This is a genomic window from Pyxidicoccus sp. MSG2 (genome assembly GCF_026626705.1).
Classification (GTDB): Bacteria; Myxococcota; Myxococcia; order Myxococcales; family Myxococcaceae; genus Myxococcus.
Genome location: NZ_JAPNKC010000001.1, coordinates 4,451,081 through 4,476,252, shown reverse-complemented (window position 1 = coordinate 4,476,252; position 25,172 = coordinate 4,451,081). Strand labels below are relative to the sequence as shown.

The 25,172-nt window shown below is 70.6% G+C and carries 16 protein-coding genes and 1 pseudogene; 10 read left to right on the top strand and 7 right to left on the bottom strand.

The window, feature by feature from the left end; translation table 11 throughout:
* Position 1 precedes the first annotated feature (1 nt).
* Entirely contained in the window at positions 2 to 1,552 is a 1,551-nt protein-coding gene (locus OV427_RS17090) for an ATP-binding protein (RefSeq protein WP_267857190.1), read from the bottom strand.
* 178 nt (positions 1,553 to 1,730) lie between these two features.
* Here OV427_RS17090 and OV427_RS17085 point away from each other — a divergent pair, with 178 nt between their 5' ends.
* From OV427_RS17085 to OV427_RS17065, 5 genes are all read left to right on the top strand, one after another.
* Positions 1,731 to 3,278, top strand: a complete 1,548-nt coding sequence (locus OV427_RS17085; protein WP_267857189.1) for a hypothetical protein — start codon at positions 1,731 to 1,733, stop codon at positions 3,276 to 3,278.
* Between the two features lie 1,093 nt (positions 3,279 to 4,371).
* Complete coding sequence (locus OV427_RS17080) at positions 4,372 to 9,006, top strand: DNA topoisomerase 3 (protein ID WP_267857188.1); 4,635 nt, start codon at positions 4,372 to 4,374, stop codon at positions 9,004 to 9,006.
* 225 nt (positions 9,007 to 9,231) lie between these two features.
* On the top strand, positions 9,232 to 9,615 hold the full coding sequence (locus OV427_RS17075; protein WP_267857187.1) for a cupredoxin domain-containing protein: 384 nt from the start codon (positions 9,232 to 9,234) through the stop codon (positions 9,613 to 9,615).
* 143 nt (positions 9,616 to 9,758) lie between these two features.
* On the top strand, positions 9,759 to 11,153 hold the full coding sequence (locus tag OV427_RS17070; protein ID WP_267857186.1) for an MBL fold metallo-hydrolase: 1,395 nt from the start codon (positions 9,759 to 9,761) through the stop codon (positions 11,151 to 11,153).
* Between the two features lie 447 nt (positions 11,154 to 11,600).
* Entirely contained in the window at positions 11,601 to 12,413 is an 813-nt protein-coding gene (locus tag OV427_RS17065; RefSeq protein ID WP_267857185.1) for a M57 family metalloprotease, read from the top strand.
* A gap of 122 nt (positions 12,414 to 12,535) precedes the next feature.
* Here OV427_RS17065 and OV427_RS17060 read toward each other — a convergent pair whose 3' ends face one another.
* Positions 12,536 to 12,916 carry a DUF5335 family protein gene (locus tag OV427_RS17060; RefSeq protein WP_267857184.1) on the bottom strand — a complete coding sequence of 127 codons (381 nt, stop codon included), beginning with the start codon at positions 12,914 to 12,916 and terminating at the stop codon, positions 12,536 to 12,538.
* A 140-nt stretch (positions 12,917 to 13,056) separates the two neighbouring features.
* Positions 13,057 to 14,202, bottom strand: coding sequence for an AAA family ATPase (locus OV427_RS17055; protein WP_267857183.1), 1,146 nt, complete (start codon positions 14,200 to 14,202; stop codon positions 13,057 to 13,059).
* Positions 14,203 to 14,501: 299 nt separating this feature from the next.
* Between OV427_RS17055 and treZ the strand changes: the two genes are divergently transcribed.
* The 4 genes and pseudogenes from treZ to OV427_RS17035 all read left to right on the top strand — a co-directional run bounded on the left by treZ (position 14,502) and on the right by OV427_RS17035 (position 20,933).
* A complete protein-coding gene (gene treZ / locus OV427_RS17050; RefSeq protein WP_267857182.1) occupies positions 14,502 to 16,355 on the top strand; it encodes a malto-oligosyltrehalose trehalohydrolase in 1,854 nt (617 codons plus the stop codon).
* Between the two features lie 303 nt (positions 16,356 to 16,658).
* Positions 16,659 to 17,966 (top strand): discoidin domain-containing protein, encoded by a 1,308-nt coding sequence (locus OV427_RS17045; protein ID WP_267857181.1) that lies wholly within the window; start codon positions 16,659 to 16,661, stop codon positions 17,964 to 17,966.
* A 96-nt stretch (positions 17,967 to 18,062) separates the two neighbouring features.
* Complete coding sequence (locus OV427_RS17040; protein WP_267857180.1) at positions 18,063 to 19,361, top strand: NCS2 family permease; 1,299 nt, start codon at positions 18,063 to 18,065, stop codon at positions 19,359 to 19,361.
* Between the two features lie 136 nt (positions 19,362 to 19,497).
* Positions 19,498 to 20,933, top strand: a pseudogene (locus OV427_RS17035) (M20 family metallopeptidase).
* Between the two features lie 54 nt (positions 20,934 to 20,987).
* Here OV427_RS17035 and OV427_RS17030 read toward each other — a convergent pair.
* On the bottom strand, positions 20,988 to 21,467 hold the full coding sequence (locus OV427_RS17030; protein ID WP_267857179.1) for a hypothetical protein: 480 nt from the start codon (positions 21,465 to 21,467) through the stop codon (positions 20,988 to 20,990).
* 102 nt (positions 21,468 to 21,569) lie between these two features.
* Here OV427_RS17030 and OV427_RS17025 point away from each other — a divergent pair, with 102 nt between their 5' ends.
* On the top strand, positions 21,570 to 22,142 hold the full coding sequence (locus tag OV427_RS17025; RefSeq protein WP_267857178.1) for a glutathione S-transferase family protein: 573 nt from the start codon (positions 21,570 to 21,572) through the stop codon (positions 22,140 to 22,142).
* A gap of 86 nt (positions 22,143 to 22,228) precedes the next feature.
* Here OV427_RS17025 and OV427_RS17020 read toward each other — a convergent pair whose 3' ends face one another.
* From OV427_RS17020 to OV427_RS17010, 3 genes are read right to left on the bottom strand one after another with little or no spacing between them, the layout of a single operon-like run.
* Complete coding sequence (locus tag OV427_RS17020; protein ID WP_267857177.1) at positions 22,229 to 22,756, bottom strand: hypothetical protein; 528 nt, start codon at positions 22,754 to 22,756, stop codon at positions 22,229 to 22,231.
* Between the two features lie 50 nt (positions 22,757 to 22,806).
* Positions 22,807 to 23,802, bottom strand: coding sequence for a HEAT repeat domain-containing protein (locus tag OV427_RS17015; protein WP_267857176.1), 996 nt, complete (start codon positions 23,800 to 23,802; stop codon positions 22,807 to 22,809).
* Between the two features lie 17 nt (positions 23,803 to 23,819).
* Complete coding sequence (locus OV427_RS17010; RefSeq protein ID WP_267857175.1) at positions 23,820 to 25,040, bottom strand: hypothetical protein; 1,221 nt, start codon at positions 25,038 to 25,040, stop codon at positions 23,820 to 23,822.
* Positions 25,041 to 25,172: the final 132 nt, after the last annotated feature.

The window sequence follows — 25,172 nt, the reverse complement described above, 5'->3', positions numbered from 1 at the left end:
CTCAGGCGCGGATGACGGTGACGGGGAGGCCCGAGGGTGTACGGGCCTCCTCGGCGTGGGTGCGCTCGGAGATGGGCGGCTGGCCGCTTCGGCGGTCGAAGAGCACGAGCCAGCCGCGCTGCTCCCCGAGCCCGTGCAGGTAACCCTCGAGCTGGGTGAGGCCCTCGGCCAGTGGGTCCGGCTCGCGGTCCCTCCAGACCTTGATTTCGATGGCCAGCGTGTCCTGTCCGTAGCGCACGCAGAGGTCCATGCGACCACGGCCGATGGCGTACTCGCGCTCGATGGTGCCGCCGCCGTTGACCACCCGGTGGAGGAAGGCCATCAGCACCAGGTGGGGCGCGATCTCGTGGTAGGGCGCGGTGGCAAGGAGCGGCTCGCCGTGCTGGCGCCAGAAGGCGAGGAAGGCCTCGCGCAGGCGCTCCGCGTCGAGGCGTCCGTCCGGCTTCAGCCAGGAGGGTTGGATGGCGGGGAGGGCGGCCCGTGAGGAATAGGCCAGCTCGCGGACGATGACCTCGCGGTAGATGGGATTGGCTACCTCCACTCCACTGGTGGAGGTGATACGGATGAGCCCGAGGTCGACCGCGAAGCGGACGTCATCTGGAGGAAGTGCGCCGGGAATGTCGCCCGCGAGCATGGGCTCGAGGACGGCGCGGATGCGCGGCTCACGCAGGCGCTCCGCCAGGCTGTCCAGGTGGGTCTCCTGGCGCTGGATGAGGATGGCCCTGGCCTTCTCGATGTCGGCACGACGGACGGGCCGAGACACGTCGGGAACGAGCTCCTCCACGGCCACCTTGGCCAGCGCGTTGACCAGCCAGGGCTGGCCTTGCGTGAGCTCGAAGGCGAGGGTGAGTGCCCCGGGCTCGAAGTTCTGTCCTGTCTCCGAGGTGTGCTGGGCGTAGAGCTCGGCCACCTCGTCCTCGGTGAAGTCGCGCAGCGTGAGCGAGCGGACCTTGATGTTGAAGGGACTCGCGCTGACCAGCCGGTCGCCGTCTCCGGATGCCACCTTGTAATCGCGTACGTCTCGCAAGCCGATGAGCGCGAGCGACGCGGGGAAGTGGTCGGGACGGTTCCGATAACCATCGCGGAGCTGTCGCAGCACGGAGATCAGCACGCCGTTGCGGAGTGCATCCACTTCATCCAGGAAGACGACCAGTGGCTTGCCCGCGGCCTCGGACCAGGCCGTCAGCGCGGTGGCAATGCGGTTTCCGGGCGGAGCCTCGGGAAACACCGGCGGTTGCAACTCGGGGGGGAGCTGGGCGCGCATCGCATTGCGCCAGCTTTGGAGGATGGCTGCTTCGGCTGCTCCCACGTCATGGAGGAAGGCGGCTCCCACTTCCATGGAGACCAGGACGCCGACATGCCGCCCTTCAGCGGTGAGGTCCCGGGCCAGCGAGAGCAACGCGGTCGTCTTGCCCACCTGCCTGGGGGCATGGACGACGAAGTAGCCCTTCTGGTCGATGAGGCGTTGCACCTCCGGCAGTCGCCGAAGTGCCGGTAGCATGTAGTGGTCGACCGGGTTGCAAGGACCGGCGGTGTTGAACCAGCGAGCCATGAGGGCAAGGTACTACCATCCACCGTTCCGCGACGCCTGATTGCCTCGCCGTCGCCTCCCGGACACTCCGCAGTCCACACCCGCCAGTTCTTGCAACCAGATTAACAGCTTGGCAGGAGAGGTGAGCGGCACGGCTCGCCCTCACGGTGGAGCCTCTGTCCGCCGCGAGGGAGCAACGATGACGCCCGACCTGAACCTCTCCGTCTTCCTTCCGCGGGCCCGCGCGCTGGGCCTGCTGCTGGCCCTGGTCCTCGCGGCCTGCGGTGGCAAGGAGGTGAAGCCCGGAGATGATGACCCGCTGGACGCCGGCACGGACGTCGCGGACGCGGGCACGGACGACACCGACGCCGGCACCGTCGAGTCAGGGACCTGCGCCCCGCTGAAGCTCGAGCGCGACCTGCAACTGGAGGGCTTCCGTACCGACCGCTACACGTGGCGGGACGACGACTGCCGGCCGCGCTCGGCCGCGCTCGTGCGCAACGACGCCACGGACCCCGCGGGGTGGAACGGCGGCTACCTCCGTCGCTACACCTACGAGGCGCAGGGCGCCACGCGCACCTGCGACGGCGCGCACTCCCAGGTCCCTGGCTGGGGCATGGTGGTGTGCCACCTCAAGGACGGCGCCACCTGGGGCAACTGGACGGAGGGCATCCGAGGCACCGGCCGCACCCTCTTCGAGGGCCGCCACCACGCGCTGCACGAGTTCCGCTGGCCGCTCCCGCTCGACGGCCACGTCGTCAACGTGACGGTGCACTACCTCTTCGCCACCGGCCGCAGCCACCCGCTCTACGCGATTACGCACGACGCCTCGGGCTTCGCCGCCGACCTCATCGAAGCCGACGTGCGCTCCCCCTACGGCGACCTGCTCTTCGACGACAACGCCAACGCCGAAATCGCCGGCCTGGGCTGGGGGGACCGCAACCGCTTCGTCACGCTCTCCTCCCCGGTGACGATGAACACCGGCTGGGACTACGCCGCGCCCAACGTCGTCCCCTACACCCGCATGTGGACGGCGGCGCCGGACGCGGAGATGGGCGTGGTGCAGACGCAGACGTGGGAGCAGAAGCCCGCGGGCGGCTACTGGCTCTACCCCAGCCGGGGCACTCGCGACGCGGACGGCCCCATGCCCGTGGACTACAACTGGACGTACCAGCTCAACCAGTACGAGCTGCCGACCACCACCCACTCGCACCGACTGGCGTGGGGCAGCAACTTCGGCGCGGTGGGGCAGCGCCAGTACCCGCGCTATGGCGACGACGCCAACCTCTCCGGCCACCCCTACCAGAGCTACTCCACCTTCCTGGTGCTGGGCACCCACGCCGAGGACCCGGTGCTGAAGCGGGTGGCCGAAGTGGAGGCCTGGCAGGCCGTCCGCCTGACGGCCACCGAGGGCACCGTGGCCACCCGCGGCCCCGGAGGCGTGGGACGTGCCGACTCCGTGACGTACGACGTGCCCGGCTACAACCCCGTCTACGCCACCTGGGAGGCCCAGGCCGCCAGCAACCGCGCCACGCTCCGCTTCGAGGCCGGCGCCCGCACCCTCACGCACCCCCTGGTGGTGCTGCGCGGCTACACCGCGTCGACGCCGCCTGGCCGCGTCACCCTGGACGGGCAGGCGCTCACGGCCGACGTGGACTACTTCGCCTCGGTGGACGCCGCCGGAGACGCGCTGTGGCTCACGGTGAACCGCACCCTCACCGGCAGCATGATTCTGCACGTGGAGTGAGGCGCGCACGGCCGGCGCCAGGCCCTTGAAAAGCTACGGGGGGTGCTCCGATGGACTCGGAGCACCCCCCGGAAATGACCCATTCTCGGGTTCGCTCTCCCCCTCTTGGCGAGCGTGACCCCGGGTCCCCCTACCGCAGACGCCACCGCCCCCGCGGCAACGTCCTCCGACCCGCCCTTGATGTGTCCGGAGGGCCTTGGACCCCTCCAGCGAACTTTTTTGCCGACGCGCATCCCCCCGGTGCGCGTCAGGGCTCCATGCGGCGTGGGTCCGGTACCCCTTGTACCGACACCCGCACGAGCCGTGATTCCCCCTTCAACCGTCCGGCGTCCTCCCAGGCCACCGCGGGCCGCGAGAGTGCCCGCAGCCGCGCCAGTGTCTGGGCCCGTCCGAACGTCTGCGGGCGCAGAGATGCCACCCGCGTCATTTCCCCCATGACTTCACGAAGTGGCTCGGTGGCGGTCGACTTCGCGAGTACCCCCAGCTGCGTCCGCTTCGCCCCCGCGAAGACGGCCAGTGCCGGTACCGCGATTCCCCCTGTCTCCCCCTCGACCGCCCTCTGCCACTCCATCCAGGACTGACGCCCTGGCCTGCGAATCGTGGCCCCTGTGTCTCCGCGCGACATGCCACCGGGCCTCATGCTTCCCCCCGGAATCCCCTGGCCCGACTCATGCGCGACGTGTGACATCTGCTTCCCCCCTGCACCAATGGTGAAGCTGCTTCCCCCTGTCGTCAGGCGCCGTTGGCGACTGGCAACAAGGGCATACTGACCCAGGCACGGGGAGCAGTTTTCTTCTGCCGCGCCAAATGCTTGCGCGAAGGCGCCAGCGTGCGCTGACCCGCCATGCGAGGGCGGGAGGCTCCGGTGGTTTCCCCATTTCCTCAGACCTGGAGCGTTGGGACCCGGCGCACGCGGATGTGACATGGCGCGCGTTGGGTTTCCCTCGGCCGGCCGTGGAGCGGGCAGGCGTGACGGGTAGGGACAGCGGGGCCCGACCATGTCAGCCTGTCGCGATAGGGGAGAGGGCTTCCGCGGCGCGCCAGGGCCTCTACCCAGGGCGTGGGCGGAACGGGCGGGAGGGGACAGGGCTTCATGAGGTGGGACGAGATGGGCGAGTCGCCCCGCGAGGACAGGCTCGGGAGCAATGACGGCGCGCACGCTCGCGCCGGAGGGCGGGGCTCCGCCTCCGTGCTGGCGGTGCTGGCGGAGAAGCCGGCCGTGGCGCGCGACATCGCCCGGGTGCTGGGGGCCAACGAGCGCGGGGACGGCTACCTCAAGGGTAACGGCTACGTGGTGACGTGGGCCATCGGCCACCTGGTGGGGCTGGCGCAGCCGCACGAGATTCGCCCGGACTGGAAGAAATGGAGCCGCGCGCTGCTGCCCATGCTGCCGGCGGAGTGGCCGCTCGTCGTCTCCAAGGAGACGCACACCCAGTTCGGGGTGGTGAAGCGCATCCTCAACGCGCCCGAGGTCTCCGCCGTGGTGTGCGCCACGGACGCGGGCCGCGAGGGCGAGCTCATCTTCCGTTACATCTACGAGGCCGCCGGGTGCCGCAAGCCGGTGCGCCGGCTGTGGGTGTCCTCGCTGACGGAGCGGGCCATCCGCGACGGCTTCCTGAAGCTCGCGGACGGGCGCGACTACGAGCCGCTGGCCGCCGCGGCCATGGGGCGCAGCCGGGCGGACTGGCTGGTGGGGATGAACCTGTCGCGCCTGTACACGCTGGCGCACGGTGGCCATGGGGAGATGCTGAGCGTGGGGCGCGTGCAGACGCCCACGCTGGCCATGGTGGTGGAGCGCGAGCTGGCCATCCGCGACTTCGTCCCCCGGGACTACCTGGAGGTGGTGGCCACCTTCGTGCCGCGCTCCAAGGCCGTGCCCGTGGGGGCCCGGTACCAGGGCACGTGGTTCCGCTCGGGGCCGGACGGCAGGCCGGTGGTGCCGCACGGCGAGCCCCCGCGCGAGGCCCGCCGCCTGGACGCGGACGGCAGGGAGGCCCAGGCCATCATCGACCGCGTGCGCAAGGGCAGCGCCGCGATTGAGTCCCTGGAGGCGGAGGAGAAGAAGATGCCGCCTCCGCTCCTCTACGATTTGACGGAGCTGCAGCGGCACGCCAACCGGCTCTACGGCTTCAGCGCGCAGCGCACGCTGGAGGTGGCGCAGGCGCTCTACGAGAAGCACAAGCTCCTGAGCTACCCGCGCACCGCCAGCCGGCACCTGTCGCGCACGGTGGCGGACACGCTGCCGGAGGTGGTGAACGCCATCCGCGCGCCCTTCGAGGAGGACCTGGCGCCGGGCACGGGCTCGCGGCCGCTCGGCAAGCGGTACGTGGACGACGCGAAGGTGACGGACCACCACGCCATCATCCCCACGCCCACGTCGCCGGACGGCGTGCGCCTGTCGCCGGACGAGCAGCGCATCTACGACCTGGTGTGCCGCCGGGTGCTCCAGGCCTGGCACGAGGACCACGTCTGGCGCGTCACCACCGTCATCACGGCGGTGACGTCCGGGGACGCGGCGGCGCGGCTGGTGGACCGCTTCCAGAGCACCGGCACCCAGGTGGAGCGGGTGGGCTGGAAGGTGCTGGACATCGGCGGCGGGAAGAAGGCCCCGCGCCCGAAGGCGGAGGGGAAGAAGGGCGAGGACGAGGAGCGCGAGCCGGACGACGAGCCGCAGTCGCTGCCCACGGGGCTGGAGCGCGGGCAGCCGCAGACGGTGGAGGACGCGGAGGCGGTGAAGAAGCGCACGCGCCCGCCGCCGCGCTTCTCGGATGCGTCGCTGCTGACGGCCATGGAAACGGCGGGCAAGGCACTCGACGAGAAGGAGCTCGCGGACGCGATGCGCGAGACGGGCCTGGGCACGCCGGCCACGCGCGCGGCCATCATCGAGGTGCTGCTGGACCGCGAGTACCTGCGCCGCACGGGCAAGGTGATGGAGGCCACGGAGAAGGGCATCCACCTCATCCAGGTGGTCCACCCGCACGTGAAGTCGCCCGCCATGACGGGGCAGTGGGAGGCGTGGCTCCAGCGAATCGAAAGCGGCGAGGGACAGCTGGACGAGTTCCTCCGCGGCATCGAGAAGTACGTCATCGACGTGGTGGGGCAGGGGCCCACGAGCCCGGCCGCCGCGCCGCCGCGCGCCTTCCCCCAGGCGTCCCCGCCCGGTCCGCTCTCCCCGGGTCCGTCTCTGGCGAGTCAGGGCGGGCCGCGCCGGGTCGCCTCGAACGCGTTCTCCGATGCCTCGGTGGTGATGTCGCCGGGGCGCGCTTCCGCCGCGTCCATGGCTCCGGCCCCGGCCGCCATGGAGGTGGACCCGACGGGCTCCCGGGCCTGGCGCGGCCCCGCGCCGGAAGCCGCCGCGTGGAACGCGGGCCCGGCGGGAAGCAGGACGCCCTCGCGCCGGAGTGCTGCCCCCACCGCGCCGTCGTCCGGACAGCGTCCCGCGCGGGTGCCTCGCGCGCCCACGCCGCCGGACCAGCTCCGCCCGCTGCTGAAGCAGGCCTTCGGCTTCTCCGAGTTCCGCCCCTACCAGGAGGCCGTCTGCCGCGCGGCCACGGCGGGGGAGGACCTGCTGCTCGTCATGCCCACCGGCGCGGGCAAGTCGCTCTGCTACCAGCTCCCGGGTCTGGCGCGCGCGGGCACCACGCTCGTGGTCAGCCCGCTCATCGCGCTCATGGAAGACCAGGTGGCGCGGCTCCAGTCGCTCGGCTTCGCGGCGGACCGCATCCACTCCGGGCGGGACAGGGCCACGTCCCGCCAGGTGTGCGCGGACTACCTGGAGGAACGGCTCGACTTCCTCTTCATCGCGCCCGAGCGGCTCGGCGTGCCCGGCTTCGTGGAGTTCCTCGCGCGCCGCACTCCCGCGCTCATCGCCATCGACGAGGCCCACTGCATCTCCCAGTGGGGCCACGACTTCCGGCCGGACTACCGCCTGCTCGGCGCCCGGCTCCCGCTCCTGCGCCCCGCGCCCGTGGTGGCCCTCACCGCCACCGCCACGCCGGACGTGCAGCGCGACATCGTCCAGCAGCTCGTGCTGCACGGACCCGGCGGGAAGGCGCGCACCTTCATCCACGGCTTCCGCCGCACCAACATCGCCATTGAAGTGCGCGAGCTGAACCCCGGCGCGCGCGGCGACGCCATCCACTCGCTCCTGCAGGACGAGGAGAACCGGCCCGCCATCGTCTACGCGGCCACGCGCAAGCACGCCGAGCAGCTCGCGGACACGCTCGCGGGCGAGTTCCCCGCCGTCGCGTACCACGCGGGCCTCCAGCCCGCCGAGCGCGACCGCGTGCAGTCCGAGTTCCTGAAGGGCGCGCTGGAGGTCATCGTGGCCACCACCGCGTTCGGCATGGGCATCGACAAGCCGGACGTGCGCACCGTCATCCACGCCGCGCTGCCGGCGAGCCTGGAGGGCTACTACCAGGAGCTGGGCCGCGCGGGCCGTGATGGCAAACCGTCGCGCGCGGTGCTGCTGCACTCGTACATCGACCGGCGCACGCACGAGTTCTTCCACCGCCGCGACTACCCGGAGCCCCACGTCCTGGAGCGGCTGTTCCAGTCCACGGGCACGCAGCTGGAGCCGAAGGTGGTGCTCCAGGGCCGCGTGCGCGGGGACCCGGAGGTGTTCGACAAGGCGCTGGAGCAGCTCTGGATTCACGGCGGCGTGGTGATGACGCCGGAGGAGACGGTGGCGCGCGGGCGGCCGGGGTGGATGGCCTCGTACACCTCGCAGCGCGAGCGCAAGCTGCTGCACCTGGAGCAGATGGGGCGCTACGCGGAGGCCCACGGGTGCCGCATGAAGCAGCTGGTGTCGCACTTCGGTGACGTGCAGGACTCCGGCGAGGCGTGCGGCCTGTGCGACGTCTGCGCGCCCGAGACGTGCGCCACCCTGCGCTTCGTCGAGCCGACCTCCGCGGAGCGCCACTGGCTGGAGCGCATCCTCGAGTCGCTGCACGAGCGCGACGGGCAGGCCATGGGCCGGCTCCACCGCGAGCTGTTCGGCGAGGCCCTCCCGCGCCGAGACTTCGAGCGGCTGGCGGGCGGGCTCGTGCGCGCGGGGCTGGCCCGGCTGGACGTGGACTCGTTCGACAAGGACGGGCAGGTCATCAACTTCCAGCGCCTGTCGCTGACGGACGAGGGCCGGCGCACCCGCGCGGTGGACCCCGGCCAGGTGTTCCTCCCGCTCCCGCTGGAGAAGGCGACGAAGAAGAAGCGCCGCAAGGCGGACGCGTCGGGCACCGGGACGAAGCGCCCCACGCGCAAGCGCGCCTCGCGCTCGGCGGCAGAGGCGGGCGCGGGCCGGTCCTCGCGCTCGCGCGGCTCGGCGCCGGACGCGGGGGACGAGGCCCGGCCGAAGCACTGGCGCGCCAATGCCCCGGCGGGAGGCTCGGAGGGCCGCTCCTCGTGGAATGCCTCCCGGAGCGGGCGCGCGGACATCGTCTACGACGACGCGCCGGCCCCCACGTCACGCGGGCGGCGCGCCGTGCTGAGCGACGCGGACGGGGCGGAGGCGTCTCCGGCGCTGGTGGAGGCGCTCAAGGCCTGGCGGCTCGCGGAGGCGCGCAAGCGCAGGGTGCCCGCGTTCCGCATCCTCACGGACAAGGTGCTGGGCGCCATCGCCGTGGCCCGGCCGGAGAATGGCCGGGAGCTCATGGCCATCCACGGCGTGGGCCCCGCGCTCACCGAGCGCTACGGCACGGAAATCCTCTCCCTCGTCTCGCGCCGGCGCTGAGGGCCCGGAGGCACCGTCGCCCCCGTGCCCGGGCCGACTGTCGCCCTCGCCCGCCCCTCGCCTGGACGCCTGGACGCCCGGGGCCGGGTGTCACCGGCTCCGCGCTTCGCCGCCCCGCCGCGTCGTGCGCCCGACAGGTGTCCGGCCCCGGACGCTCTCCCCGTACTCCCCGTACGCCCCGTTCGTGCCCACCTGTCCCGTTGGTGGTGACACGGGAGGCCGTGGATGCGACGAGCTCGGTGGGGGAAGGGGTGGGGCGTGGGGCTGGTGGCGGCCCTCGTGGGGGGCTGCGAACCGCTGCCGGGCGACTACGTCCGCGTCACCATCTACGACTGGCACTACACGCCCACGCACATCCGGGTGGCGCCCGGGCAGACGGTGACGGTGCTCAACCTGGACACGGCGCCGCACTCGGCGACGAGCGCCTCGCACCCCAGCAGTTTCGTCCCGGGTGAGTCGGACGGCATCTTCTTCGACACGGGCCCGTTCCTCGGGGAGGAGCGCTCCTTCACCATCCCCGAGGACGCCGTCCCCGGCTCCATGGTCCCCTACTTCTGCACCGTCCACCGCGACTTTGAGCACGGCGTGGGCCGCCTCGTCGTCGAGTAGGGCCGTCCCCTCCTTCACCCGGAGCGGCCGGCCAGGTGGGAAATCATTTTCCCTGCACGGGAGGGCACTGTGCCTCCATGTGCCCGGGCTTCACCTTTCGGCCCATCCAGCGCGGGGGAGCGCAGGCGAGGGGGAAGCGCGAGATGGAACTGGGTTTCGAGACCATTGGGAATGCCACACTCATCTGCCACGACGGCGGTCCGGTGCTGGTGACGGACCCGTGGACGGACGGTGGGGCGTACTTCGGAAGCTGGACGCTGTCGCACGAAGTCCCGGAGGCCCAGCGCGACACCATCCAGCGGTGCGAGTACGTGTGGCTGTCCCATGGCCACCCCGACCACCTGAGCACGGAGTCGCTGGAGAAGCTGCGCAAGGCCACGCTCCTGGTGCCCAACCACTTCGGCAACCGCATCCGTGACGACTTGCGCGGCCAGGGCTTCAGCGCCCACGTGCTGCCGGACCGGGTGTGGACGCAGTTGTCCCCGCGCATCCGCGTCATGTGCCTGCCGGACATGAACCAGGACGCGGTGCTGCTGGTGGACGTGGGCGGGCGGCTCGTCATCAACCTCAACGACGCGGGAGACCGCGGCTGGGGCCGCTACGTGCGGAGCATCGTCCGGGGCTACAAGGAGTCGTACCTCCTCGCCCTGTCCGGCTACGGCGACGCGGACATGATCAACTACTTCACCGAGGACGGGCAGCGCATCCCCCCCTACGCCGCGGCGAAGAACCCGGTGGGCCGCACCATCGCCCGCCAGGCCGAGTTCTACGGCGCCCGCTACTTCGTGCCCTTCAGCTCCATGCACAAGTACCAGCGCGCCGACAGCGTCTGGGCCTCCGAGTACACCACCACACTGGAGGACTACGGCCGCGGCTTCGAGTCCCAGTCCTGTGCGCTCCTGCCGGCCTTCATCCAGCAGGACTTCATCAAGGACAGCACCGAGCTCATCCGCCCGAAGGAGCGCGCCCTGCGCCCGGTGGACCCGAAGGAGTTCGGCGACGACTGGAGCCAGTTGCTGGAGCCCGACGAGGCGAAGGCGCTGCAGGACTACTTCGGCTCCATCGAGCACCTGGGCAGCGCGCTGGACTTCCTCCGCTTCCGCGTGGGCGGGCAGGACCACGTCGTCGAGTTCCACACGCGCCGCTTCCGCCGCGGCATCACCTTCGAGGCGCCGCGCAACTCGCTGATGACGGCCGTGCGCTACCAGGTCTTCGACGATTTGCTCATCGGCAACTTCATGAAGACCACCCTGCACGGCGACTTCGGCCAGGGGCGGCTGTACCCGGACTTCAGCCCCTACGTGGCCAAGTACGCGGACAACGGCCGCGCCCGCACGCGCAACGAGCTGAAGACGTACTTCGCCGACTACCGCAACCGAGATCCGGTGGGCTTCCTGCGCGCCAAGGTGGAGGCCCACTGCGTGCGACCCCTGCAGACGCAGTCCGCGGAACTGCTGCGCGCCCTGCTGCCCGCCGACTCCGCCGCCTTCCGCGCCGCGAAGGAGACCTTCTGGAAGGTGCGCCGCGCCCTGTTGTAGCCGCGCGAAGCAACTTCTGGCGCGGTGCGCCGATATTCCTTCTTGCCGGGCGCGCTGCGTCGAAGGACTGACGCAGCGGGTCTGGGTGACGACCGAGAATGACCCACACTGCGCGCGCGAGTGTGTCGTGCTCCCGGACTTCCGGGGAGCTGCGACCCCCGTGCAGGTGACTGATAACCCGACAGCGCTGTACTTTTTTCAAACGCTCGCCCGCGTGAGGTGATTTCCTCATGCCCATGCGGACTTGACGCCTTGATTGTCAATCTTGTTTACATTCGCCGCATGGGGACATGGAGTACGGGCAGTCCAGGTTAAGCGGCGATTTCCGTTTTCACCCTCTGAGTGTCAACTGGCCCATCAATTGCTCATCGGCGGGGCGCGCCGGACCGCGGCTGGTGGAAGCCAGGCGGCCGGTGCGTCCCCCGCAGTCGTTTTCAGAGGATTCCGATGCTCAAGTTTCGCACCTTTGCGCTGATGGCTGGTGTTGCCCTTCTCGGTACCGCGTGCGGTGGCCCCGAGGCCTCCGAGACGCAGGCCCCTGTCATGTCGTGGGAGGAGTTCCAGGCGAACGCCTTCCAGGACGCCGAGGGCAAGTGGATCATCGACGGCGACCTCGCCTTCGATTCGAAGGAGGAGCTGCGCGGCTTCTACGACAACAACATCGCCGAGGAGAAGGGCACGACCCACGGCGGCCTGGCGGTGTACTACATCGGCGGCGACATCAAGTGGAGCTCCACGCAGAAGAGCAACCTCACCTACTGCGTGAGCACCAGCAGCTTTGGCACGCGCAAGACCGCCGTGGTCAACGCGATGAACAGCGCGACGGCGGCCTGGGAGGCCACCGCGAGCGTGAACTTCGTCCACAGCACCACCTACGACAGCAACTGCACCGCGTCCCAGACGGGCGTGCTGTTCGACGTGCGTCAGACGTCTGACACGTCCTACCTGGCGCGCGCGTTCTTCCCGAACTCCGCTCGCTCGGGCCGCAACATCCTCATCTCCACCAGCGCGTTCGGCAGCATCGCGCCCTGGACGCTGACCGGCGTGCTCCGCCACGAGCTGGGCCACACGCTCGGCTTCCGTCACGAGCACACCCGCTCCACCGCGAGCGGCTGCTACGAGGACAGCCAGTGGCGCGCGCTGACGTCCACCTACGACCGTTCGTCCGTCATGCACTACCCCCAGTGCAACGGCACGCAGACGGGCGACCTCGTCCTGACCAGCCTGGACAAGACGGGCGCCCGCTCGCTGTACCCGTAATCACCGGGTACACGGCTGACGCACCCGCCACGGCGTGAGCCCTGGCGGGCCGCGTAGGGCCCCGAGGCCGGAGGGTTCCTCTTCTCACGAGGGGGCGCCTTCCGGCCTTCGTCGTTCGCGCTTCACATCGGCGCGCTGGCGCCGCGCTCGTCGCCGGCGCTGGACTGCTCGAAGAAGATGAGCGTCTTCACGTGGTCCGACGTCTCGATGTCGAGGCACTCCAGCTCGCCGCTCTCGCTCTCGTCCGCGTAGATGTGGTCCGGCGTGCTGATGCGGTGGGTGATTTCGTCCCCCGGCCGGCCGACGATGATTTCGACGGAGCCCTTGTCGCTGCCCTTCTCCTCGAGGGCAATCTCGATGAGCGGCAGGCGGCTGGCGAGCGGCTGCTCACCCAGCTCCGGGCTCTCCATCTCGATGCGGACCCAGTGGTCCTTCTCCAGGTTGCTCAGCAGGGCGAGGTAGTCCGCCCACCCCTCCCGGGGAATCTCTCGCGTGTGGTGCATGTGCGCTGCCTCCGGCTTCCGTCGCTCCGAGGAAACCGTAAGGCGTGCGCGCGCGCCGTGAGCAGCGGGCCTGCCCTCCCGGCGTGACAGGGAGGCCACCTCCACGCCCTCGCAGCGTCGGCCGGTGGCCAGGGGCGGGACTATTCCGCGAGCGCCCGCACCTCGTCGCCCGCCATCACCAGGCGGACGGTGCCGGACGTGTCGTGCCGGCCGAAGTGCTCGTAGGCGGCGCCCTCCAGCAGCGGGGCCAGGGTGGTGCGCAGGCCGCGCGCGCCCGTCTCGCGCTTGAGGGCGCGCGCCACCACGTGCTCGCGCACGGCGGGCTCCACCAGCAGGCGCAAGCCCTCCTGCTCGAACTCGCGCTCATACGCGCGCAGCACGTTGTGCTGGAGGATGTCGCCCAGGGTGGCCGCGTCCAGCGGGGCGAAGGACACCAGCCGGTTGAAGCGGCCGATGAGCTCCGGGATGAAGCCGTAGCGGGCGAAGGCGGTGGTCTGCTCCAACTGCTCCTGCGACACCTGCGAGGCGATGGCCTCCTGCTGGAAGGCGCGCGGCTCCCGGCCGAAGCCCAGCCGCTCCTCGCGCGCCATGCCCTCGGCGGTGGAGCGCAGTCCGCTGAAGGCGCCGCAGGCGATGAAGGTGAGGCAGGCCAGGTCCATGTTCTCCGGCTGCAGGCGGCTGGTGAAGCCGAAGTCCGCCGGGAAGTCCGCGCTGGAGGCGGAGAGCAGGTGCAGCAGGCTGCGCTGCACGCCGAAGCCGCTGACGTCCTTGGTGGTCTGCTGTCCGGCGAAGCGGCTGTCGGAGCGACTGGTGGCGAGCTTGTCGAACTCGTCCATGCAGATGACGCCGCAGGCGGCCCACTCCGCGTCCTTGTCCGCCACCTCGTACAGGCGCGACAGCAGGGTGTTGACGTCGTCGCCCACGTAGCCCGTCTCGGAGAACTGGGTGGCGTCCGCCAGCACGGTGGGCACCGCGAGGATTTCGCGGAACAGCAACTCCACGAGGAACGTCTTCCCCGAGCCGGTGGGCCCGAGGAACAGGCAGTTCTCCCGCAGGCCCGGCTCGGGGGCGAGCCCCTCCAGGTGGAGGCGGCGGATGCGGCGCAGGTGGCGGTAGGCAAGCACCGCGGCCGCGCGCCGCGCCTCGTCCTGCCCGCGGTAGCCCAGGTCCGTCAGGCGCGCGTCGATTTCGCGCGGGGACAGCACCTCGAGGGCGGCAACGCGCGAGCGCACGTCCACTCCTCGCGGGATGGACCGCGGCTCCAGGCCAGTGCGGGCGATGCTCATTCCAGGGGGCTCCAGGCGCTCTCGGGAGGGGCGCATCATCCCGGCGGAGCCGCGCATCCACAAGGTGCGTGACGCCCGCGCGGCGCCTGCCCGGACCGCACCGCGCGCTCCCCTGGCCGCCCGCCCGGCGAGGTGCACCGTGAAGGTGGCATCCGCCCCCGGGCTGGCGGGCGGGCCAGGGCTCCACCGTCCTCCGGTTCCCATTCGGATGGGACGCCTGCCCAGCCGTGAACATCTCCGCCGGGCGGGGGCGGAACCCTCCTCCCAACCTGGAGCAGGGGCATTACAGAAGCGGCCACATGGTTCCCGAGGACGGCTTTCGAGCGACACGGACGGCAGTGCCCCGACTGGGGGCGTGGGTGGAGGGCAATGGGGTGCGGTGGCGCGTCTGGGCGCCCGGCCACCAGCGCGTGGAGGCGGTGATTCACGATGCGCGCGGCCAGCCCGGACGCATCGTCCCGCTGGCGCCGGAGTCCGGCGACTGCTTCGGCGCGCTGATGGAGGGGCACGGCGCCGGCACGCTCTACAAGCTGCGCGTGGATGGCGAGGGCCCCTTCCCGGACCCGTGGTCCCGCTCGCAGCCGCTCGGCGTGCATGGCCCGTCCGAAGTCGGGGTGCCGGACTTCGAGTGGACGGACGCGGGCTGGAAGGGCGTGGAGCCTGAATCACTCGTCATCTACGAGGTGCACGTCGGCACCGCCACGCCCGAGGGCACCTTCGAGGCCCTCATCTCCCGGCTGCCCGGTCTCAAGGATCTGGGCGTCACCGCGCTGGAAATCATGCCGGTGGCCGCCTTCCCGGGCGTGCGCAACTGGGGCTACGACGGGGTGGACCTCTTCGCGCCGCTGCACGCGTACGGCGGTCCGGAGGGGCTGCGCCGGCTCATCGACGCCGCGCACGCGCGCGGGCTCGCGGTGCTCATCGACGCCGTCTACAACCACTTCGGGCCGGACGGGAACTACCTGCGCGCGTACTCGCCGCACTACTTCACGGGCCGCCACCACACGCCGTGGGGCGACGCGGTGAACTACGACAGCGAGGGCAGCGCGTACGTGCGCTCGCTGGTGCTCTCCAACGTGGAGATGTGGATTCGCGACTACCACGCGGACGGCCTGCGCCTGGACGCGGCGCACGCGATTGTCGACGAGGGCACGCCGCACCTGCTCACCGAAATCGCCGAGCGTGCCCGCGCATCCGCACCGGGCCGACGCGTGCTCGTCATCGCCGAGGACGAGCGCAACGAGCGCAAGCTGCTGCGTCCCTCTCCGGAGGGCCACGGGCTGGACGGCGTCTGGGCGGATGACTTCCACCACCAGCTGCGGCGCGCCTTCGCGGGGGACAGCGAGGGCTACTACCAGGACTACACGGGCAGCACGGAGGACCTCGCGCGCACGCTGCGCCAGGGCTGGTTCTACGAGGGCCAGGTGTCCAAGAACCTGGGCCACGCGCGCGGCACGAAGGCCGAGGGGCTGGAGCCCTGGCGCTTCGTCCACTGCATCCAGAACCATGACCAGGTGGGCAACCGCGCCCTGGGCGAGCGGCTGGGGCACGACGTGTCCCCCGCGGCCTTTCGCGCCATGAGCACGCTGCTGCTGATGTCGCCCTACACGCCGCTGCTCTTCATGGGGCAGGAGTGGAACGCGAGCACGCCCTTCCTCTACTTCACGGACCACAACGAGGAACTGGGCCGGCTCGTCACGGAAGGACGCCGCAAGGAGTTCGCCGGCTTCACGCGCTTCGCCGGCGCCGAGGTGCCGGACCCGCAGGCGCCGCGGACCTTCACCCGCTCCAAGCTGGACTGGAGCGAGGCGGAGCAGCCGGAGCACGCGGGGGTGCGCGCGCTGTACCGCGAATTGCTCCACCTGCGCGTGTCGGAGCCCGCGCTGAAGGACGTCAGGGCGGGAGCCCATGACGCCCGCGCGCTCGGGCCGGACGCGCTGATGCTGGAGCGGCGCGGCGGCGGGCAGGGCTTTCAAGTCATCGTCTCCGTCCGCGGCACGTTGGAGCACCGCGTGCCCACCGGTGCGGAAGTGGTGTTGTGGAGCGAGGCGCCGCGCTTCGGCGGCACCCTGGATGCCGCGCCGCTGAAGGACGGCATGCTGCGACTTCAGGGGCCGGCGGCCGCCGTCGTGCGCTTCACTCCGAAGGGCTGAGCGGGACGCAAGGCGCTCCTCCGCGCGGGTACTGCCCGGGCGGGGGAGCAGGCCTCGATTCACAAACGCGGTGGGAATTCCATATCGGCTCAAAGGGTATTGGCGCCCGCAGTCCGAACGTTGATCAACCAACGCTGCTGACCGTGGCTCGCAGGGAGCCTCACGCACCGAACGTGGGGGCGCCTGCCGTGTGGCGGTCAGCGAATGGAAGCCAACGCGCCGCGGGGGGAACGCGGCGCGCCGGGGTGGCACCGTCCGTCCCGGTGAGTCGTGGCACCACGCGGCCTCACCTGAGGTAGTGAATTGAATCGACAGCACATGACTTCATCCAGAGGGGGATGGAAGCGCTTCCGCATGCCGATGGGCGTGCTCTCGCTGGCCGCGCTCGTGGCCGCGACACCCGCGCTGGCCGCCGGGGGCTTCACCTCCGTCACCGCCAGCGGGAACGACGGCAACGTGCCGGCCAACGCCATCGACGGCAACCTGTCCACGCGCTGGTCCAGCAGCGGCATCGGCCAGTGGATTCGCGGTGACCTGGGCGCGGTGAAGGCCATCAATGCGATGGACATCGCGTGGCACGCCGGCAACACGCGCGCCAACAAGTTCGTCATCGCCACTTCGTCGGACGGCACCACCTTCACGCAGGTGTTCGCCGGCACTTCGTCCGGCAAGACGGCGTCCTTCGAGCGCTACACGTTCCCCACGGTGAACGCCCGCTACGTGCGCGTCACCGTCAACGGCAACACGCTCAACACCTGGGCGAGCATCGCCGAGCTGGCGGCCATTACCGGCACCACCACGCCGCCGCCGACCGACCCCCCGCCGACGCCTGGCGACGGCAAGGACAAGTTCGGCGTCACCATGCTCTACCCGACGAAGGCCGGCGGTGAGACGTGGGCCCTCGCGGACAATGCGACGAGCGACTCGCGCTTCGACCCGCAGAACCCGATTACGCGCAACTCGGACGGCTCCTGGAAGATGAAGGACAGCCAGGTGCGCATGAGCGTCTTCACGTCCACGGGCTACAGCGCCTCGAAGATTCCCACGTACGACCGCGACGTGCTCGCCAGCCGTGGCTACATGCAGGCCGCCAACGACTGGAAGAACATCGAGATGACCGGCTTCGTGAAGCTCAACGCGGCGCAGGACGGCTCGGACAACTTCGACTGGTACGCGCGCGGCGGCAAGCACAACGACGACCAGTCGGGCTGCGAGGGCAGCAGCTACAAGGGCGGCCTGCACTATGACGGCCGGGCCCGCTGGCAGAAGGAGACGTGGCACGTCTCCTACGAGCAGGCGTCCTACAAGCCCGCGACTTCGGCGCTCAAGGGCCGCTGGGTGGGCTTCAAGGCGGTGATGCGCAACACCACCGTCAGCGGCAAGGAGGCTGTGCGGCTGGAGATGTACGTCAACGAGAACGCCGACAAGGTCACCTGGAAGAAGGTCTACGACATGGTGGACTCCGGCACCTGGGGCGGCGACGCCCAGCACTGCGGTGGTGCCGTCGGCGCCATGCCCATTACCTGGGGCGGCCCCATCGCCACGTTCCGCTGGGACAACGCCAACGACGTGGACTTCAAGTGGCTGTCCGTCCGCGAAATCCAGCCGTAGTCCAGGCCGGATGAGCTGACCTGGGAAGGGCGCGGAAGGAGCATTCCTTCCGCGCCCTTTCGCATTTGCGGGCCGGCGCGGCGAAGATGCGCGGCCATGGAATCCCTCGAGCGCTGGTTCCACCTCCGGGAGCGCGGCACCACCGTGGCCACCGAGCTGCGGGCCGGCGTGACGACGTTCCTGACCATGGCGTACATCCTGCTCGTGAATCCGCAGATTCTCGCCGAGGCGGGGATGCCGCCGGAGGACGTGGTGTTCGCCACGGCGGTGGGCTCGGCGGTGGCCACGTTCATCATGGGCGTGTACGCCAACTTCCCCTTCGCGCTCGCGCCGGGCATGGGCATCAACGCCTACTTCACCTATGGCATCGTGAAGGGGCTGGGCGTGGACTGGCGGGTGGCGCTCACCGCCGTCTTCGCCGAAGGGCTCATCTTCCTCGTCCTGTCCTTCGGCGGCGTGCGCACGCTGCTCATCAACGCCATCCCCCAGTCGCTGAAGCTGGCCACCACCACCGGCATCGGCCTGTTCCTGGCGCTCATCGGCCTGCGCAACGGAGGGCTGGTGGTGGCGAGCCCCGAGACGTTGGTGCAGTTGGGCAACCTGCACGAAGGCAGTGTGCTGCTGGGGCTGGCGGGGCTGCTCCTCATTGGCGCGCTGGTGACGCGGCGGGTGAAGGGCGCGCTGCTCATCGGCATCGCGGTGGTGGCGGTGAGCGCGTGGGTGCTCGGGCTGTCGCCAGGGCCGTCCGGCGTCTTCCGTTGGCCTTCGTTGCCGCGCGAGACGCTGGGGGCGCTCGACTTCCGCGGCCTCTTCAGCATGAAGGTGCTGGGGGTGACGCTGGCGCTGTTCTTCGTGGACGTGTTCGACACGGCGGGCACGCTCCTGGGCGTGGGGCGCCTGGGCGGGTTCCTCACGCCCAGGGGCGAGTTGCCGGGCGCGGGCCGCGCCTTCGTCGCGGACGCGGTGGGCACCATGGCGGGCGCGGCGCTGGGGACGAGCGCGATTACGACGTACATCGAGTCCGCCGCGGGCGTGGAGGAGGGCGGCCGCACCGGGCTGACGGCGGTGACGGTGGCCGGGCTGTTCCTCCTGTCGCTGTTCTGCATCCCCCTGCTGTCCGCCATTCCCGCCGTCGCCACCGCGCCCGCGCTGGTGGCGGTGGGGGCGATGATGATGTCCGGGGCGGTGGAGGTGCCGTGGACGCGCTTCGACGAGGCGCTGCCGGCCTTCCTCACGGTGGCGATGATGCCCTTCACGTATTCGATTGCCCACGGCGTGTCGGCGGGCATCGTCAGCTACGCGGTGCTCAAGCTCCTCACGGGGCGTCACCGGGACACGCACCCGGTGTTGTACGGGTTGGCGGGGTTGTTGGGGCTGTACCACGCGCTCGTCTGAGCGGCGGCTGACAAGGCGCCCAATAGGCGCCATCAGCACGGCGGCGGGGTAGGCTGGGGGCCGAGTCCCTTGCCGCACCGCTCCGGGGTTCCCACAGTCGACAGGACCCCTACTCCGTGCTCTGCATCCTCCCGCCATGGCCATGAACGTCCAGACCGCTACCGACTCCTCCGACCGCATCTGGGAGAAGGAAATCCTCCCGGCGCTCGAGCGCTACATCCGCATCCCCAACAAGTCGCCCTCCTTCGACCCGGAGTGGGTGAAGTCCGGCCACATGGAGGCCGCGGTGCAGCTCATCGCGGACTGGTGCCGCGCGCAGGCCCCGCACCTGCCGGGCCTGGAGCTGGAGGTCATCCAGCTCAAGGACGAGAAGGGCAAGCCCCGCACGCCGGTCATCTACATGGAGGTGCCGGGCACCAAGGGCGAGGACACCGTCCTGCTGTACGGCCACCTGGACAAGCAGCCGGAGATGACGGGCTGGCGTGAGGGCCTGACGCCGTGGACGCCGGTGCGCGAGGGCGACAAGCTCTACGGGCGCGGCGGCGCGGATGACGGCTACTCCGCCTTCGCGTCGCTGGCGGCCATCCGCCTGCTGAAGGAGCAGGGGCTGCCGCACGCGCGCTGCGTGGTGCTCATCGAGGCGTGCGAGGAGAGCGGCAGCTACGACTTGCCCGCGTACATCGAGGCGCTGGCGCCGCGCATCGGCAAGCCGTCGCTGGTGGTGTGCCTGGACTCGGGCTGTGCCAACTACGAGCAGCTGTGGATGACCACGTCGCTGCGCGGAATCGTGGGCGGCAACCTGCGCGTGGACATCCTCACCGAGGGCGTGCACTCGGGTGACGCGACGGGCATCGTCGCGTCGTCCTTCCGCATCCTCCGGCAGGTGCTGTCGCGCGTGGAGGACGAGGCGACGGGCCACATCAAGGTGGACGCGCTGCACGTCGAAATCCCGAAGGAGCGGCGCGAGCAGGCGCGCGAGGCCGCGAAGGTGCTGGAAGAGGAGGTCTTCACCAAGTTCCCCTGGGTGCCCGGCGCGAAGCCGGTGTCCGAGGACGGCGCGGAGCTGGTGCTCAACCGCACCTGGCGCCCGGCGCTGGCGGTGACGGGCGTGGACGGCATGCCGGCCCTGAGCAACGCGGGCAACGTGCTGCGGCCCTTCACCACCTTCAAGCTGTCCATGCGCATTCCCCCGCGCCTGGACCCGAAGGCGGGCATGGCGGCGCTGAAGGCGACGCTGGAGAAGGACCCGCCGTACGGCGCGAAGGTGACGTTCGAGGGCGAGAAGACCAGCGTCGGCTGGGACGCGCCCCCGCTGGCGGGCTGGCTGTCCAAGGCCGTGGAGTCCGCGTCGAAGACGTTCTTCGGTCGGCCGGCCATGGCCATGGGCGAGGGCGGCACCATCCCTTCATGGGCATGCTGGGCGAGCGCTTCCCGGAGGCGCAGTTCGTCATCACCGGCCTGCTCGGGCCGGGCAGCAACGCGCACGGGCCCAACGAGTTCCTGCACATCCCCACCGGCAAGAAGCTCACCTGCTGCGTGGCCAACATCATCGCCGACCACTTCAAGCGGTAGGCGCCCGCGAGGAGACGGGGCGGGGCAGGTGGCCCCGCTCCCGTCACGTTCGCGTTACAGACAGTCCGCCAGGCCGTCGTAGATGGACCGCGTCGACTTCGGCAGCGGCGCGCGCAGCGGGTCGGGGCCGGAGAGCGCCGCCAGCAATGCGCTGATGGTGGTGCGGGGCGCCAGCGGCACGCGGCAGGTGGAGGACTGGGCGTCCACCGTGATTGCGCCGGTGGTCGGGTTGATGTCCTCGTTGCTGGCGGCGAAGACCCAGACGCACTCGCCGATGACGCCGTTGCGGTTGTCGACGGAGCAGCGGAAGCGCAGCGACTGGATGTTGCTGTAGTCGCCCTCGCAGAACGTGTCCCCACAGACATCGTCGAACTGCTGGTTCAGCGTGGACACGAGCTGGTACCACGCGTTGATGTCCGCCTCGGACGTCAGATAGGCGGACGTGTCCACGTACTGCCGCGCGGTGGTGCCCTGCGCGAGGGCGGAAGCAGACAGACCCAGGACGGAAACGACAACCCACGAACGAATGTTCACGATGGTGCTCCTTGTTGGTCGGAGTGAAGCCCGTTTCGTTCTACAGAGCCCCGCTGCACCAGCAACATGATGGAAACAACCCTTCCGGCCGGAGGAGTCCCGATGAAGCTCTATTTCAATCCCAGGAGCCGCGCGGTCGTCGCGAAGTGGATGCTCGACGAGTGCGGCGCGAAGTACGAGCTCGTGCCCATCGACCTGCAGAAGCGCGAACACAAGACGCCGGAGTTCCTCAAAATCAACCCCGCCGGAAAGCTGCCCGCGCTGGTGGACGGCGAGGCGCGCCTGTTCGAGAACGCCGCCATCTGCCTGTACCTCGCCGACAAATTCCCCGAGGCGAAGCTCGCGCCGAAAATCGGCGCGCCGGAGCGGGGCCGCTACCTGTCGCTGGTGGTGTACTCGACGTCGCAGCTGGAGCCCTCCATGGGCGACCACATGATGAAGCAGCAGACGCCGCCCCAGCGCGGCTGGACGGACTACGAGAGCGCGCTCGACGCGGTGGAGCGCGAGCTCGGGGACGGGCCCTGGCTCTTCGGTGACTGGTTCACCGCGGCCGACGTGATGATTGGCTCGATGTTCCTCTACATGCGCATCCTGGGCGGGAAGACGGGGCGCCCGAAAATCGAGGCCTACGCCGACCGGCTCCAGGCCCGCCCCAAGGGCATGAAGATGGGCTGAAGCCGGGACGCGTTGGTGACCCGCCAGGAGGCAGGGTGGGGGGAGGGGGAATGGGGGGGCCCCGCCTCCCGGCAGGTCGAAGGCGCCTAGTCCAGGTAACCGATGGTCTCGGAGCGGTCCACGGCCTCGCCGTAGACGGTGTAGCCGGAGTACCAGGACGTGTCGTTGGTGCCGAGCTTGTCGTACTGGAGGTGGGCGTGCGGGCCGGTGGCGTTGCCGGTGGCGCCGATGTTGCCCACCTGGCAGCGGTCACACGTGCGGTCGTACGAGTCGCTCGTCTTGATCCAGTGCCACTGGCGGAACGTGTAGCCGTTCTCCCACAGGTGCTTCGCCTCGTTCTGCGTGCCGCTGCCGGTGCCGGCGCAGTAGGTGCCCACCTTGCGGATGGTGACGTTCCAGGACACGGAGCCGACCACGCCCGTCTCGGCGCCCCAGTAGTTGCAGCGGCCGCCCGCGCCAATGTCCACCGCGCGGTGGGTACCGCCGCTCGGATAGGTGGTGGTGGCCGTAATCGTGCCGGTGTGCGTACCGCGAACCTCGTGCGCCGTCACCGCGGCCGGGACCAGCGCCAGCGAGGCCAGCGCCGCCAGACCCATCTTCATGAAGCTACGCATCGTTGTTCCTTTCGGGCCGCATTCCGCGGCCCCCGAATGGGACTGCTCTTCTAAGGAGCCTGCTGCAACCGCTGCTTCTCCCTCAGGATCAGGCTCCACTCCTGAAGGCCCAGGCCGAGAGCCCGAATCCACGCGTCGACCTCGGGCGCCAGGCTCGGGTCCACACCCCGCAGGCGCTGGAGGTCGGGAATCGCACCGGCGAAGCCGAGCTGGGCAATGCTCTGCAGGAGCATCTTCCGCACCCCGGCGTCCGGCTCGTCGCGGTACATGGCGAGCAGCGCCTCGCGCGAGCCGGCCATCTGCTCGGAGGGCACCGCGCCCAGCGCGTTGGCCGCCGCCGCGCGCACGCTGGCGTCGTCGCTGCGCAAGAGCGACTTGAGGCGCTCACCGGACTCCGCGCTGATGTGCTCGGTGGAGACGTTGTCGAGGATGCGCGCCGTCACCTTCGGGTCCGGGGAGGCCGCCGCGCTCGTCACCGCCGCGTCCGCGGCCGGGCCGTGGTGCCCCGAGTAGACGAACTGGTTGTCCTCGATGAGGTTCGTCGCTGCTTCCTGGCGCACCTCGGGCGAGGCGTCCCGCGCCAGGCGCTCGTACAGGTCTCCCGTGTTCTCCGTGGCGCTGGTGCGGCGCAGGGCGCGCAGCGAGGCGACGCGGAGGGCCGGCTCTCGCTCGTCCAGGATGCGCTTCGCCACCACGCCCATGGCGGCGGGGTCCGCGCCGCGCTCGGTGCGCGCCACCAACGCGGCCGCGAGGTGCTCGGCCATGACGGGGTCTGTCTCCCGCTCGTAGGCGGCGCGCAGCTCGGCTTCGGGCAGCGTGACGGCGGACTCGCGCAGCAGCGTGTGCAGGTACTTGCGGTAGGCCGCCGACTTCGAGCCGAGCCCGCGGCGGATGCTGTCCATCAGCCCTTCGACGGAGCACGCCTCGGCGCGCAGCGTGGGCATGGGGGCCGACGAGGCCGCCTGCGCGGAGGCCGCGGTGGGGACGAGGTGCAGGAGCGCGGCCAGACCGAGCGCACGCAGGGGAAGGGACGGGGTGCGAATCATGGAGGTGGCTCCCGTGCTCACTCGTGGCGGTCGAGGCAGGTGAAGGGGTCCTGGTCGGGCAGGCTGTTCCACACCCTCACGAAGTCGAGGGTGCCGCTCGCGTAGATGGCCTCGAAGACCTGGTAGAGGGGCTGGAAGCGCGGGTCGGTGATGGCCATGTTCGCCATGGTGGGGAGCGCGTCCCTGCCGGACACGCGCGCGGCGAAGCGGAAGTAGGCCCAGCGCGCGCAGACGTCCGGCTCCCTCGTGAAGGCCTGGGCGAACAGCTCCAGCGTCTTCGCCCGGTCGTCACCGGTGGCCACGGAGAGGTTGTGCGCCGCCGCCTCGCGGCCCTCCGGGCTGCCCTCGGTGGTGAGGACCTTCGCGTAGCGCTCGTGCGTCGTCGCGTCCATCACCGGCGTGGTGTGCATGGGCATGGACAGCGCGAGGTAGCGGATCTGCTCGTCGGGCGACTCGCTGCCGATGGTGAGCAGCTTGTCCATGTACGGCGCGAGGTTGCCCTTCGCGTTGAAGTCGCGCTTCATCACCCGGCCGATGGTGCGCGCGGCGGCCCAGCCCGCTTCGCCGGAGACGGGGTCCTTCGCGAAGTCCGCCAGCGTGCCGAGCATCCCCGGCTCCAGCTTCTTCTGGGTGTCCAGCGCGGAGAGGATGCCCGCGCGGCGCTGGCCGTCGAGGGTGGGGTCCATCCCGTGCTCCAGGAGCTTCGCGGCGACCTGGGGCTGGTGGACGGCCTCCGAGTCGCGCAGCGCCATCATGATGACGTTGAACTCCCGGGGCCCGGCGTCGCGGCTCCAGCCCAGCACCTCTGTCGCCTTGGCCGCGTCGTTGCCGATGAGCTCCGTGAGGCGCTCGCGCAGGTAGTTGCGGACGTTGGGGTCCCTCGACGCGAGCAGGGGGGCGGCCCAGTCGCGGAAGTTCCCAATCGTCACCGCCTCGTTGAAGCGCTCGATGTCCTTCCAGCAGGTGGTGGCCTCGTAGCGCGGCGGCGCCGCCTCCTCCTCCGGAGCGCCCTGGCCGCCGTGGCCTCCGCCCCCGCCCGAGCCCGACGGGCTCCGGGCGTGGGCCGTGGAGGCGGCCTCGCCGGGGGAGGCTGCCTCGTCCCCACCGGAGCCGCGGACGAGCAGCGCCACGCCGGCGAGCAGCACGGCGGCCCCGAGCCCGGCCAGGACCAGCGGGATGCGCCGGCCCTGGGGGCCCGTCACGGGAGCGGCGGAGCGGTGGACGGATTCGGGAGTCATGGCGGTCCGGGGCCTGGGGAGGGTTCCAGCCTCCCTGGAGGGCTCGGGGCCGCCGCCGTCTTGAAAAATGATTTCCGGAGGATTTTCTCCCGGAATTTCATGTCCGCCGGGGGCCGGACCGCGACACGGGGG